Genomic DNA, 12,865 nt, shown 5'->3' with positions numbered 1-12,865 from the left:
TCGGGGCTAAACGTGGCTAACGTGCGAATGTGGACATCGTTGATGCGGTCATCGTGGGAGCCGGGCACAACGGATTGGTGGCGGCCAACATACTGGCCGACGCGGGTTGGACGGTACGGGTGCTGGAGGCCACCGGGCATCCGGGCGGTGCGGTGCGCTCCGGCGAGATCACCGCGCCCGGATACCTGTCGGACCTGTTCAGCGCGTTCTATCCGCTCGGGTACGCCTCTCCCGTCATGCGCGAGATGGAGCTGGAGCGGCACGGGGTGACCTGGACGCACGCCCCCGCCGTGTTCACCCACCTGCTGCCGGACGGGCGGGCCGCCACGGTCAGCCGGGAGCTGGAGCGGACCATGGCCTCGATGGAGGCGTTCGCGGACGGGGACGGCGAGCGGTGGCGGCACGCGTACGAGGACTGGACCGCCGTCTCCGGGCGCATGCTGGAGGCGATCACCCGGCCGTTCCCGCCGGTGCGCGCCGGTCTGGGGCTGGCCCGCAAGCTCGGCGTGGGCCAGTCGCTGCGGCTGGCCCGGCGGCTCGTGCTCTCCGCCCGGGAGCTGGGTTCGGAGCTGTTCAGCGGCGAGGGCGCGCGGGTGGCGCTGGCCGGCTGCGCGCTGCACACCGACCTGTCGCCGGAGGAGGCGGGCGGCGGGGTGTACGGCTGGCTGCTCGCCATGCTCGGCCAGGAGGTCGGCTGGCCGGTGCCGGTGGGTGGCGCCGGCAAGATCACTTCGGCGCTGATCCAGCGGTTGCGGTCGACGGGCGGCGAGATCGTCTACGGCGCGCCGGTGACCCGGGTCCTGGTGGCGCGCGGCCGGGCGATGGGGGTGCGGACCGCTGACGGCCGGGACTGGCGGGCCCGCCGGGCGGTGGTCGCCGACGTGCCGGCACCGGCGCTGTACCTGGACCTGGTGGGCACCCGGTGGCTGCCGTCGCGGCTGGCCGAGGACCTGGCGCACTTCCGCTGGGACGGGGCGACGGTAAAGGTCGACTGGGCGCTGGACGGCCCGATCCCGTGGAAGAACGCCGAGGTCGGCAAGGCCGGGACGGTGCACCTGGGCGCCGATCTGAACGGGCTGACCAGGTATTCCGCCCGGATCGCCACGGGCGAGATGCCGGACGACCCGTTCCTGCTGCTCGGGCAGATGACCACGGCGGATCCGAGCCGGTCGCCGGCCGGGACGGAGAGCGCGTGGGCGTACACCCACCTGCCGCACCGGGAGCGGTGGCCGGCCGACGAGATCGCGGCGCACGTGGAGCGGATCGAGGCGGTGCTCGAGGCACAGGCGCCCGGGTTCCGCGGCCGGGTCGTCGGGCGGCACGTGTTCGCGCCCGGTGACCTGGAGCGGGAGGACCCGTCGCTGGTCGGCGGGGCGATCGGGGGCGGGACGTCGGCGGCGTTCCAGCAGCTGTTCCTGCGGCCGGTGCCCGGGCTGGGGCGTGCCGACACGCCGGTGGACCGGTTGTACCTGGGCAGCTCGTCGGCGCACCCCGGCGGTGGCGTGCACGGCGCGCCCGGTGCCAACGCGGCGCGGGCCGCGCTGGCCCGCGACCGTGGACTGACCGGCGGGGCATACCGGGGGTTCGTGGAGACCGCCCACCGGCTGATCTACGAGTGAGCCTCCGCGATGTCGGCGAGCCGGCGCAACGCCTCGACGTTGCGCTGGTGCAGCACCACGTCGTTGAGCTTGTTGCGCAGCCAGAGCAGCGGGCCGGCCTCGAAGTCCTCGTGCATCACCACCCGGGTGCCGCCGTCGGACTGCGGCTCCAGGACGATGTCGACGACGGCCTCGCCCAGCGGCCACAGGCCGGCCCGGATCTTCAGCTCGCGATCCGGCACGCACTCCAGCACTGTCGACGAGTCGTGCAGGGAGAACGGCCATGGGCCGGCCTTGTGGTGCAGTTTCGCCCCGGGTGCGGGCCAGGACGGCTCGACGTCCCGGATGTGTGAGGTGCCGACCACCCAGTCGCTGTACGACCAGCCGTCGGCCAGAACGGCGAAGACCTGCTCGGGCGGGGCTTGCACGGTGCGCGTCACGGTTGCCACGGGGAACGTTTTACCCCGGGTGTGGTCCTTCAACCGGGAGCGCCACCGGGCCGGGAGGGCGGCCGCAACGAAGATCAGGCGGCGTTGACCGACCACGACACCGAGTACCACCGCCGCCGGATCGGCAGCTGACCGGCCACCGGGATGTTTACGCTGAAGGTCGACGGGCAACGAAGCCTGCCGTTGTCACCTGCTGCCTTCGCCGCTGAGGAGAGCCCGCCCGTGCGCATTGCGATGATCTCCGAGCACGCCAGCCCGCTCGGCGTGGGCGACCAGCACGCCCACGTCGCCGACCTGTCCGCCGCGCTCGCCGATCTCGGGCACGAGGTACGGGTCTACACCCGTCGCACCGATCCCGAGGTGGCCGAGGTCGTCCCGGTCGCCGACGGGGTACGCGTGGTGCACGTCCCGGCCGGTCCGGCCCGCCCGCTGCCGGACGAGGACCTGCTGCCGCACATGGCGGAGTTCGCCCGGGCGCTCAGCGAGCAGTGGCAGGGCGGCGGCTGGACGCCGGACGTGGCGCACGCGCACTTCTGGACCAGCGGCCTGGCCGCGGTGACCGCCGCCAGGCAGATCAACATCCCGGTGGTGCAGTCGTTCCACGAGCTCGGCGCGATCGACCCGAGCAGCGCCGGCCCGTCCCGCACCGGTTACGAGCGGGCACTCGGCCGGGCCGTCGACCGGGTGGTCGCGCAGACCCAGGACGAGGTGCTCGGCCTGGTCCGGATCGGGGTGCCGCGGGCCCGGCTCACCATGGTCCCGGCCGGCGTGGACAGCGAGCGGTTCACCCCGGAGGGCCCGATCGCCCCGCGCGACCCGGAGCGCCCGCGCATCCTCTCGGTCGGCAAGCTGGTCGAGCACAAGGGCTTCGGCGACGTCATCCAGGCGATGCGCTACGTGCCCGGCGCCGAGATGGTGGTGGTCGGCGGCCCGCCGGCCGACCAGCTCACCGCCGACCCGGGCGCCAAGTCGCTGCGCGCGCTCGCCGAGCGGTTCCAGGTCGCCGACCGGCTCCGGCTGATCGGCGCGGTGCCGCACCGGGACATGCCGAGCTGGTACCGCTCCGCCGACCTGCTGGTCGCCGCGCCCTGGCAGGAGCAGTTCGAGCGGTCCGCGCTGGAGGCGATGGCCTGCGGCGTGCCGATCGTCGGGACCGCGGTGGGCGGGCTGACCGAGACCGTTGTCGACGGCCTGACCGGGGACCTGGTCCCGGCCCGTGACCCGCGCGCGCTCGGCGGTGCGGTCCGCCGCCTGATCAACGACAAGGTGCGGCGGTTCACCTACGCCACCGCCGCGCTGGACCGGGCCCGCCAGGCGTACTCGTGGAAGCGGGTCGCCGCGCAGATCGGCTCGGTCTACTCGGCCGTCACCGGCCTGCGCCGCCCGGCCGCCGAGCCGGAGGCGGAAGCGGTCGCGTAGTAGTACGCCGCCATCCACCGGTCGGTGGATGGCGGAGATCGCTCGCTGGTCGATTCGGGCACCCCCGGCGATCCGTGACGCTTGACGCATGACAGTCATCGAGGTCAGCAACCTCACCAAGCGTTACGGCGACACCGTCGCGGTTCGCGACGTGTCGCTCGCCGTCGAGGACGGCGAGATCTTCGGTATCCTCGGCCCGAACGGGGCCGGCAAGACCACCACCGTCGAGTGCGTGGCCGGGCTGCGGACCCCGGACAGCGGGAAGATCACCGTGCTGGGCCGCGCTCCGCGCGATCCCTCGCTGCGGGCCGAGGTGGGCGTCCAGCTCCAGGAGTCCCAGCTCCAGGAGAAATTGACGGTACGCGAGGCGCTGGAGCTCTACAGCGCGTTCTACCCGCAGCCGGCCGACTGGCGTCAGCTCGCCGCAGACCTGGGGCTGGACGAGAAGCTGCGGACGGCGTACGGAAAACTCTCCGGTGGGCAGAAGCAGCGCCTGTCCATCGCGCTCGCCCTGATCGGCAACCCCCGGATCGCCATCCTCGACGAGCTGACCACCGGGCTGGACCCGCAGGCGCGCCGGGACACCTGGGACCTGATCGAATCGGTCCGCGACCGCGGCGTCACCGTCGTGCTGGTCACCCACTTCATGGCGGAGGCCGAGCGGCTCTGCGACCGGCTCGCGGTGATCGACAAGGGCTCGGTGATCGCGCTGGACACGCCGGGCGGCCTGGTGGCCCGCGCCGAGACGACCCAGACGATCCGGTTCCGGCCCTCGGCGCCGTTCGACGACGCCCTGCTGATGCGACTTCCCGAGGTGCGCGAGGTGCGGCAGGCGGGCAGCCGCGTCGAGGTCGTCGGCACCGGCAACCTGCTGCACGCGGTGAGCTCCACGCTCGCCGTCCACCAGATCGTCGCGAACGACCTGCGCCTGGAGCAGGCCAGCCTCGACGACGCCTTCGTCCGCCTGACCGGCCACGGAACCGAGGAATGACCATGAACGTCTTCACCAGGCTCACCCGTACCGAGATCAGGCTCTTCCTCCGCGAGCCGGTCAGCGCCTTCTTCTCGCTGCTCTTCCCGTCGATCCTGGTCGCCATCCTGGGCAACATCAAGATCTTCCGCGACCCGGCCCCGGAGCTCAACGGCCTGCGCACCATCGACGTCTACGTCGGCATCGCCGTCGCGCTGACCCTGGCCATGATCGGCCTGCAGGTGCTGCCGATGGTGCTCGCCACCTACCGCGAGCGCGGCGTGCTGCGCCGGGTCGCCACCACGCCGGTCCGGCCGATCACCCTGCTCGTCGCGCAGATGACGGCGTCGATGCTGATCGCGCTCTGCTCGTCCGCGCTCGCCATCGCGGTCGGCTACCTCGCCTTCGACGTCCGCCTCGCCGACAACTTCCCGGGCTTCGTGCTGGCCTTTCTGCTCTGTGCCCTCGGCGTGTTCGCGATCGGCCTGTTCATCGCCGCCCTGGTGCCCACCGGCAAGGCCGGCAACGCGGTAGGCACGCTGCTGTTCTTCCCGTCGATGTTCTTCGCCGGACTGTGGACGCCGCGCGAGTTCATGCCGGACTGGGTGCGGACGGTCGGTGACTACACGCCCCTGGGTGCCGGCGAGCGCGCGCTGAACGACGCGATGAACGGGCACCTGCCCAACTGGCTCTCCTCGATGGTCCTGCTCGGATACCTGGTCGTCTTCGGGTTCGGGGCCGCGCGCCTGTTCCGCTGGAACTGACAGACTGGGACCGGACGACCGGGGGAGGCATCGATGGACAGCGGGACAGGGACCGCCGTGCGCACCGACTGGAACGAGCGCCGGGTGCTCACCGTGGCCGGTGGGCTCCTGGCCGCCGCGACAGTGCTGGCGGTGATGGCCCGGTCGATCGACCTGCCGATGCAGCCGCTGCCGACGACGTTCGCGCTGGCCGGCACCACCGCCCTGCTGCTCGTGGTCTGGCGTCTGGTGCCGGCGGCAGGCGCCCGGCCCCGGCCGGTGTCGGTCCTGTTCTTCCTGGCCTTCCTCGCCCTGGCCGCCCTGCTGGTCTGGTGCCACCCGTTCTACGGCTTCTTCGTCTGGACCGGCTACCTGTTCACCGTCTACACGCTGCCCGGCTGGTGGCGACTGCTCGGCGCGGCATCCGTCGCGTTCATCACCGCGGCCTCCCAGTCCGGCGGCTTCCGGACCCTGAGCACCGGCGGCGGCGCCCTCCTCTTCGGCTTCCTGTTCCTCTGCAACGCGGGCATCTCCGTTGCCATGACCAGGATGGAGAGCGTCAAGGAGCGCAAGGCGATCCGGCGCAACGAGATCATCGAGGAGCTGGCCGAGGCGAACGCGAAGCTGGAGGCGGCCCTCAAGGAGAACGCCGGCCTGCACGACCAGCTGCTCGTCCAGGCCCGCGAGGCGGGGGTGCTGGACGAGCGGCAACGGATGGCCGGCGAGATCCACGACGTGCTGGCCCAGGGACTGACCGGCATCGTCACCCAGCTGGAGGCGGCCGAGGCGCACCCCGGCGAGCGGGACCGGCACCTGGCCGCGGCGAAACGCCTGGCCCGGGAGAGCCTGGCCGAGGCACGCCGGTCGGTGCAGGCGCTGCGCCCGCAGCACCTGGACGGCGCGGGCCTGCCGGACGCACTCGGCGAGGTGGTCGAGACCTGGTCCGGCCTGCACGGCGTGCGCGCCGACCTGGTCACCACCGGCACCGCGCGGCGGTTGCTTCCGGAGATCGAGACGACCCTTTTGCGTACGGCTCAGGAGGCGCTGGCCAACGTCGCCAGGCACGCCGGCGCCGGCCGGGTCGGGCTGACCCTCTCCTACATGGAGGACATGGTGACACTGGACGTGCGTGACGACGGCGCCGGCTTCGACCCGGACCAGCCCCGGGAGGTGACCGAGAGCGGCGGGTTCGGGCTGAGCGCGATGCGCGAACGGCTCGCCCGGATCGCCGGCTCCCTGGCGGTGGAGTCCGAGCCGGGCGGCGGGACCGCGCTGTCGGCCTGCGTCCCGGCGATCACGATCGGCGGGGTGGCGTGACCGCCCGGCCGATCGGGCTGCTGATCGTCGACGATCACCCGGTGGTGCGCGACGGGCTGCGCGGCATGTTCGCCGGGGACGACCGGTTCACCGTGCTCGGCGAGGCGGGGGACGGGCGGGAGGCGCTCGCCGTGGCGGCCGCCGTCGCACCCGACGTGATCCTGATGGACCTGCGGATGCCGGTGCTGGACGGGGTGAGCACCATCCGGTCGCTCAAGGCGGGCGGGTCGGCGGCCCGGGTGCTGGTGCTGACCACGTACGACACCGACAGCGACGTGCTGCCGGCGATCAAGGCCGGGGCGACCGGGTACCTGCTCAAGGACGCGCCGCGCGAGGACCTGTTCCGCGCGGTGGTGGCCGCGCACCGCGGCGAGTCGGTGCTGTCGCCGTCGGTGGCCGGCCGGCTGATGGGCCGGTTGCGGGCGCCGGCCGGCGAGAAGGAGCCGCTCAGCCAGCGGGAGTTGGAGGTGCTGACCCTGATCGCCCGGGGGTGCAGCAACCGGGAGACGGCCGGGAAGCTGTTCATCAGTGAGGCGACGGTGAAGACGCATTTGCTGCACGCGTACGCCAAATTGGGGGTTCGCGATCGGGCGGCGGCCGTCGCCGCGGCTTTCGAGCGAGGCCTGCTGGGCCGCGACTAGCCAGCCCCCACCCTCCTCGGGGGGCGACCCCGACACCATTGTCCCGAGACACCGAAGATCACGCGCACGGCCTGTGGACAACCCGCCACTGTGGAAAACGACACCCGCGCGCTCGGCTACGACAGCAACGAACCGCAGTGCACCGAGCACCTGATCCTCAGGGCTTGGTAGGCGGGCTGACCAGCGGCTCGGCCGGCTCCTCCCGGCCCGTCCGGGCCGGCTCGTCGAGTGCATCCCGGTCCGTCCGGCCCCGCTCGTCTAGCTCACCCCGGTCCGTCCAGCCCCGCTCGTCTAGCTCACCCCGGTCCGTCCAGCCCCGCTCGTCTAGCTCATCCCGGTCCGTCCGGCCCCGCCCGTCGAACTCGTCCAGGTCGTCCGGCCCGGGCCCCGGATCCCGGCCGGTGCGCCCACGGAGCAGGCGGGCGGCACCGAACAGCAGCGCGGCCAGGCAGAGGACCCTGCCGGAGGTCACGAAGGCCTCACCGGCGATGTCCGCCTTGTCGCTGGCCATGAGCAGGGTGAGGAGCAGGGCCATGCCGGAGACGACCGATCCGATCAGGCCGGCCGCCAGCAGGACGGCGGCCAGACCACGGACCGCCTTGCCGAGCGAGCCCATGGCGCCCCCTTCGATCGACCGTGACGCATGAGGATAGTCGGCGCCACAACCCGATTGTCGGGGACCCGTCAGTCAGTCGCCTCCCGGAAGCGTGCCGCCGCCCTGCCGGAGATCGGCTTGCCGTGCCCGAAGACCGCGTGCTCGAAGTCGCATCCGGCCAGCCGGGCCAGGCTCGCCGCGGCCCGCTCCGGGTCGGCGACGACCGGCGGCCCGGTCACCCGGCCGTCCCGGACGGTCGCGGCGTCCCCGGCGAACAGCACCCCACCGGCCCGGTCCAGCAGGAACGACAGGTGCCCCCGGGTGTGCCCGGGAGTGTGCAGCGCGGTGAACCCGGGCACCGGCTCGGCACCGTCCCCGACCAGCTTGTCGACCTTGGTCGGTGGCACCTTGCCGAGCCGGCGGAACAGGAACCCGCGCAGCCGGCCCGCGGGCTCGGGCGCCTGCTCCGAGCCGGCCACGTGGAACGCCTCGGCAGCGTGGGCCACCAGGGTGGCCCCGGTGCGGGCGCGTAGGTCGGCGGCGCTGCCCGCGTGGTCCGGGTGGTGGTGGGTGAGCAGGATGGCCCGCACCTCGCCGAGCGAGCGACGGACACCTCTCAGCGCGCGCTCGATCACCGGCGCCTGCCGGGGGAGCCCGGTGTCGACCAGGACCAGGCCGTCGTCGGTGACGACCAGATGGACGTTCACCACTGCGAGGGACAGCTCGAACACTCCGTCGACCACTTCGCGCACGACGGGCATTGTCTCAGCAGTGGTGCCGGTACCAGGCGACCGCCTCCTTGCGGTCGTGCACGCCGAGCTTGGCCAGCACCGCTGCCACGTGGGCGTCGACGGTGCGCACCGACAGGACCAGCTCGGCGGCGATCTCCGGGTTGCTGTGCCCGGCCGCGAGCAGCCGCAACACCTCCAGCTGGCGGCCGGTCAGCCCGGCCGGGTTGTCCCGGGTGGCCGGGCGCGGGCCGCGCGGTACCCGGGTCATCCCGCTGTCGCGCAGCTGCTGACGCAGCCGGCGGGCCATGGGTGCGGCGCCCATCGCGTCCAGGTCGGCGATCGCGGTGAGCAGGTCGGTGGGGTCGTCGCTGTGGCTGAGGGCTACCGCCGCCTCGTACCGGAAACCGGTCTTGCTCCACCCGGCGGCCGCGGCCCGGACCGCACCAGCGGCCTGTAACCGGTAGAAATGCGAGTTCGCCGGCAGCGGGACGGCGGCGCCCAGCCGCCGCAGCCAGTAACCGAAGCCCTCCTCGCGGAAGACCGGCCGATAGGCCGGCGCGAGCCGGCCGGCCGCCGCGCGGTCGCCGCGCAGCCAGGCCGCCTCCGCCATGGCCGCGCCGGCCGGGCCGACCCGTTGCGCCTCGCCGATCCGCAGCGCCACCGACCAGGCCTCGGTGATCAAATCCTCGGCGCCCAGGCGGCCGGCGCGCAGCCGGGCCAGGCCGCCCACGACCAGTGCCGTGCAGCGCATGTTGGGTGGCGCGTCGAGGGCCCAGGCGGCCTCCCGCTCGGCGGCCGCCCACTCGGCGCGGGCCAGGTGCAGCCGGCCCCGGCCCAGGTGCAGGTAGCGCAGGAAGCCGAGCACCTCGTTGCGTTCGGCGTAGTCGATCGCCGCGGTCAGCACCCCGGCCGCCTCGTCCAGCCGCAGGTGGTCGAGCAGCAGCCAGGAGATGTTCGCGTAGGCGCGGGCGGCGTGATCGGCCTCGCCGGCGGCCAGCGCCACCGCCAGGCTCTCGTCCAGCAGCGCCCGGCCCCGGTCCGCCTCGCCGGCCTCCCAGCGGGCGAACCCCACGTTGTTCAGCGCGTGCGACAGCACCCCGTCCGCGCCGGACGAGCGGGCCAGCGCGATCGCCCGGTCGCCCACCTCGATCGCCTCGGCGGCCTGGCCGTTGAGCACGTGCAGCTGGGCCTGGTTGCTCAGGCCGAAGGCGAGAGCGGCCGGGTCACCGGCGGCGGCCAGCACCGACACCGCCTCGACAGCGCACCGCTCCGCCTCCGGACGGTCACCGGCCCACCAGTGCAGCCGGGACAGCCGGCGCAGCGCCAGCCCGAGCGCCGCCGGATCGGCCAGCTCCCGCCGCAGCGCCAGGGCGGTTCGCTGGGTGGTCACCGCCCGGGTCGCGTCGGCCAGCAGGTAGAGCTCCTCGGCGTACCCCTCGAGGAGGTCGGCCCGCGAACCCGGCGCGAAGGCCGCCTCCCGCGCCAGCGCCAGCCGGTAGTGCGCGGCGGCCGCGCGATGCGCACCGGCCCGGGCCGCCTCGGCCGCGGCCGCCGGCGCCCACCGGATGATCAGCTCGTCGTCACCGGCCTCGGCCGCGTGATGCACCAACCGCGACAGATCAACCCCGCCGCGGTCGCGCAGGGCCGCGACCACCGCCTGGTTCGCCACGATTTTCCGGTACGCCGTGAGCGCCGCCGCCACGGCCCGCCGGGTCAGCTCGTGCCGGAACGCCACCCGCTCCGGGCTCACCTGGAGCAGCCCGCGCCGCTCCGCCTCGGCGATCGTGGCCAGCCCGCCCGGCACCACCGCCTCGACCAGCCATCGCTCGACCGCGTGCGGCACCACCGCCAGGGTGCCCAGCGCCGCCCGGCACGGCTCGTCCAGCCCCTGCAACCGGGCGTGCACCGCCTCGGTCACGGTGGCCGGCACCGCGTCCGCGTCGCCCGCGCCGAGCACCTCGGTGACGAAGAACGGGTTGCCCGAGGTGACCGAGAAGACCCGGTCCGGGTCCAGGCCGCGCTCGCCGACCAGCGCCCGGACGGCGTCCGCGGAGAGCCGGGACAGCGGCAGCCGGTGCACCGGCGTGGCCCGGGCCAGTACCTGGTGCAGGTGGTGGCCGGCGTCCACCTCGTCGTCCCGGTAGGTCAGCAGCAGCACCACCGGCAGCGTGGCGATCCGCCGGACCAGGAAGAGCAGCACGTCCAGGGTGGCCTCGTCGGCCCAGTGCACGTCCTCGACGACCAGCACGGTGGGGTGCCCCGGCCAGTCCAGCTCGGCCCGGAACGCCTCGAGCACCCGGACCCGGTCGCCGGACGCCAGCGCCTCGGTCAGCCCGGTGCCGACCCGGCCGATCAGGTCCCGCAGCGGCCCCAGCACCCGGGGCGTGGCCAGGTCGTCGCACCAGCCGGTGAGCAGCCGGCCCTCGGCCGGCAGCACCGAGCGGACCGCGGCGGCCACACTGGACTTGCCGATCCCGGCCTCGCCGGTGACCAGCACGACCGAGCCCCGCCCGGCCCGCGCCCGCCGGGCGGCGGTGGCCAGCTCGGCGAGCTCGTGGTCGCGCTCCAGCAGCGCCATGCGCGCGAGTCTAGGTGCCGAGATAGGTAGCGCCGGGCACCGAGCTAGGTAGCCGACACCGATGTCCCCGGGGTGGTGCGTCCGTAGAAACGGGCGCATGGATGAGACCAAGTTGATGGAGTTCGTGCACACGTTCGTCGGCGACCTGGGCGCCACGATCGCCGCCGGTGGGGTGGTGCTCGGCGACCGGCTCGGCCTGTACCGGGGGCTGGCCGCCGGTGCGGCGCTGCCCGAGGAACTGGCCGAGCGGACCGGGACCGCGCCGCGCTACGTCGAGGAGTGGCTGCGCGGCCAGGCGGCCGGTGGCTACGTCACCTACGACCCGGCCGGCGGGCGGTACTCGCTCACCGAGGAGCAGGCGTTTGCCCTCACCGACCCGGACGGCCCGATCTTCGCGCCCGGCGCGTTCCAGCTCGCGCTCGGCGCGTTGCGCGCCCAGAGCCGGATCGAGGAGGCGTTCCGCACCGGGCGGGGAGTGGGCTGGCACCAGCACGACGACGACGTGTTCAGCGGCTGCGAACGGTTCTTCCGGCCCGGATACAGCGCCAGCCTGGTCACCGACTGGCTGCCCGCGCTCGACGGCGTCGTCGCCGGTCTCCAGCGGGGGGTGCGCGTCGCGGACGTCGGCTGCGGGCACGGCGCCTCGACCGTCCTGATGGCCAGCGCCTACCCGGCCTCCGTCTTCACCGGGTCCGACCTGCACGCCGGCTCGATCGACCAGGCGCGCAAGCGGGTCGCCGACGCCGGCCTGGACTCCCGGGTCCGGTTCGAGGCGGCCGGCGCGCAGACCTTCACCGGCGGGCCGTACGACCTGGTCACCACGTTCGACGCGCTGCACGACATGGGCGACCCGCTGGGCGCGGCCCGGCACGTGCGGTCCCAGCTCACCCCGGACGGCACCTGGATGATCGTGGAGCCGGCCGCCGGGGACACCGTCGAGGCCAACCTCAACCCGGTCGGGCGGGTCTACTACTCGTTCTCCGCCTACCTCTGCGTGCCGAACGCGCTCTCCCAGGAGGGCGGGTACTCGCTGGGCGCGCAGGCCGGCGAGGAACCGATCCGGCGGCTGGCCGCGGACGCCGGGTTCACCAGGTTCCGCCGGGCGGCGGAGACCCCGTTCAACATCGTGTACGAGGCCCGGCCGTGAACTTTTCACCCACCGGCAAGATCGGGTAGAGGGGGTGGTGAGAGGGCAGCGGCCCGCGGGTGCGAAAGAATGCGCTGTCGGCTGCCGACGCAAGCGAAAGGAAACCCCGAGTGACGGACGAACCGCTCTACGCCAAGCTGGGCTTCACCGACGCCGAGTGGGGGCTGCTGGTCGGGCTCCCGCACGCGGTGCTCACCGCGGCGAGTGCCGCCACCCACGACAGCGCCCGCAAGACCCGGGCCGAGAGCGCGGCCGGCCTGGGCCGCATCTCGGACGCCAGGGCCTCGGCGAGCACCCTGGTCACCGCTGTCGCCACGGCCGCCGTGGCCGAGGCCGGCGACCCGGAACTGGGTGAGGAACCACCGGTCATCGAGCCGGCCGACCCCGCCGGGTACGCCAGTGACGTCCTGGGCCGGGCGGCCGAGGCCGCCAAGCTGCTGGCCGCGAAGGCCTCGGTGGCCGACGCCGAGACCTACCGGCACTGGCTGCTGGAGATCACCGACGCGGTGGTCGGTGCCGCCTCGACCGGTGGTCTGCTCGGCATCGGTGGCGAGGCGGTCACCGAGGACGAGCGGACCTTCCGCGACCACCTGGCCGGCGCGCTGGCCGGCTGAGCGTCGCTGAACCCGGGGCCAGCGCCCCGGGTTCAGCGGTGGTTAGCATGTGGGTCTGCCTGC

General features: G+C 73.8%; 12 protein-coding genes. 8 read left to right on the top strand and 4 right to left on the bottom strand.

The genetic code is table 11. The features are described from left to right. The first annotated feature begins 29 nt into the window (after positions 1-29). A complete protein-coding gene (locus Actob_RS34260) occupies positions 30-1,619 on the top strand; it encodes a phytoene desaturase family protein (protein ID WP_284916040.1) in 1,590 nt (529 codons plus the stop codon). Here the strand turns inward: Actob_RS34260 and Actob_RS34255 are convergent. After that, positions 1,610-2,047, bottom strand: a complete 438-nt coding sequence (locus Actob_RS34255) for an SRPBCC family protein (RefSeq protein ID WP_284916039.1) — start codon at positions 2,045-2,047, stop codon at positions 1,610-1,612. The two genes, Actob_RS34260 and Actob_RS34255, sit on opposite strands and share 10 nt — an antisense overlap. Before the next feature lie 222 nt (positions 2,048-2,269). Between Actob_RS34255 and Actob_RS34250 the strand changes: the two genes are divergently transcribed. The 5 genes from Actob_RS34250 to Actob_RS34230 all read left to right on the top strand — a co-directional run bounded on the left by Actob_RS34250 (position 2,270) and on the right by Actob_RS34230 (position 7,137). Continuing rightward, on the top strand, positions 2,270-3,466 hold the full coding sequence (locus Actob_RS34250) for a glycosyltransferase (RefSeq protein WP_284916038.1): 1,197 nt from the start codon (positions 2,270-2,272) through the stop codon (positions 3,464-3,466). 88 nt (positions 3,467-3,554) lie between these two features. Further along, the gene (locus Actob_RS34245; RefSeq protein ID WP_284916037.1) at positions 3,555-4,457 is read left to right on the top strand and encodes an ABC transporter ATP-binding protein; all 903 of its coding nucleotides are present in this window, start codon (positions 3,555-3,557) and stop codon (positions 4,455-4,457) included. Positions 4,458-4,459: 2 nt separating this feature from the next. Beyond that, complete coding sequence (locus Actob_RS34240) at positions 4,460-5,200, top strand: ABC transporter permease (protein ID WP_284916036.1); 741 nt, start codon at positions 4,460-4,462, stop codon at positions 5,198-5,200. 33 nt (positions 5,201-5,233) lie between these two features. Further along, positions 5,234-6,496: a histidine kinase gene (locus Actob_RS34235; RefSeq protein WP_284916035.1), complete on the top strand. Its 1,263-nt coding sequence runs from the start codon at positions 5,234-5,236 to the stop codon at positions 6,494-6,496. Positions 6,497-6,561: 65 nt separating this feature from the next. Then, entirely contained in the window at positions 6,562-7,137 is a 576-nt protein-coding gene (locus Actob_RS34230) for a response regulator (RefSeq protein WP_284922435.1), read from the top strand. Positions 7,138-7,294: 157 nt separating this feature from the next. On the opposite strand, the gene Actob_RS34225 is transcribed toward Actob_RS34230, so the two are convergent. The 3 genes from Actob_RS34225 to Actob_RS34215 form a co-directional block, all read right to left on the bottom strand. Then, a complete protein-coding gene (locus Actob_RS34225; RefSeq protein WP_284916034.1) occupies positions 7,295-7,753 on the bottom strand; it encodes a hypothetical protein in 459 nt (152 codons plus the stop codon). Positions 7,754-7,821: 68 nt separating this feature from the next. Further along, positions 7,822-8,493, bottom strand: a complete 672-nt coding sequence (locus Actob_RS34220; RefSeq protein ID WP_284916033.1) for an MBL fold metallo-hydrolase — start codon at positions 8,491-8,493, stop codon at positions 7,822-7,824. A 4-nt stretch (positions 8,494-8,497) separates the two neighbouring features. Next, positions 8,498-11,041: an ATP-binding protein gene (locus Actob_RS34215; RefSeq protein WP_284916032.1), complete on the bottom strand. Its 2,544-nt coding sequence runs from the start codon at positions 11,039-11,041 to the stop codon at positions 8,498-8,500. Between the two features lie 97 nt (positions 11,042-11,138). On the opposite strand from Actob_RS34215, the gene Actob_RS34210 reads away from it, so the two are divergent. Together Actob_RS34210 and Actob_RS34205 are read left to right on the top strand one after the other, a co-directional pair. After that, complete coding sequence (locus tag Actob_RS34210) at positions 11,139-12,188, top strand: class I SAM-dependent methyltransferase (protein ID WP_284916031.1); 1,050 nt, start codon at positions 11,139-11,141, stop codon at positions 12,186-12,188. 110 nt (positions 12,189-12,298) lie between these two features. Continuing rightward, entirely contained in the window at positions 12,299-12,802 is a 504-nt protein-coding gene (locus Actob_RS34205) for a hypothetical protein (protein ID WP_284916030.1), read from the top strand. Positions 12,803-12,865: the final 63 nt, after the last annotated feature.

The sequence above is a fragment of the Actinoplanes oblitus genome, from assembly GCF_030252345.1.
Taxonomy (GTDB): Bacteria; Actinomycetota; Actinomycetes; order Mycobacteriales; family Micromonosporaceae; genus Actinoplanes; species Actinoplanes oblitus.
Note: the sequence above shows the minus strand (reverse complement) of the source record. Positions and strands in the feature narration are given on the sequence as shown.

Excerpts from the sequence above, each read along its gene's own strand:
- Actob_RS34220 (WP_284916033.1), bottom strand. The coding sequence starts at position 8,493 with ATGCCCGTCGTGCGCGAAGTGGTCGACGGAGTGTTCGAGCTGTCCCTC.
- Actob_RS34235 (WP_284916035.1), top strand. The coding sequence starts at position 5,234 with ATGGACAGCGGGACAGGGACCGCCGTGCGCACCGACTGGAACGAGCGC.
- Actob_RS34210 (WP_284916031.1), top strand. The coding sequence starts at position 11,139 with ATGGATGAGACCAAGTTGATGGAGTTCGTGCACACGTTCGTCGGCGAC.
- Actob_RS34240 (WP_284916036.1), top strand. The coding sequence starts at position 4,460 with ATGAACGTCTTCACCAGGCTCACCCGTACCGAGATCAGGCTCTTCCTC.
- Actob_RS34225 (WP_284916034.1), bottom strand. The coding sequence starts at position 7,753 with ATGGGCTCGCTCGGCAAGGCGGTCCGTGGTCTGGCCGCCGTCCTGCTG.
- Actob_RS34230 (WP_284922435.1), top strand. The coding sequence starts at position 6,562 with ATGTTCGCCGGGGACGACCGGTTCACCGTGCTCGGCGAGGCGGGGGAC.
- Actob_RS34245 (WP_284916037.1), top strand. The coding sequence starts at position 3,555 with ATGACAGTCATCGAGGTCAGCAACCTCACCAAGCGTTACGGCGACACC.
- Actob_RS34215 (WP_284916032.1), bottom strand. The coding sequence starts at position 11,041 with ATGGCGCTGCTGGAGCGCGACCACGAGCTCGCCGAGCTGGCCACCGCC.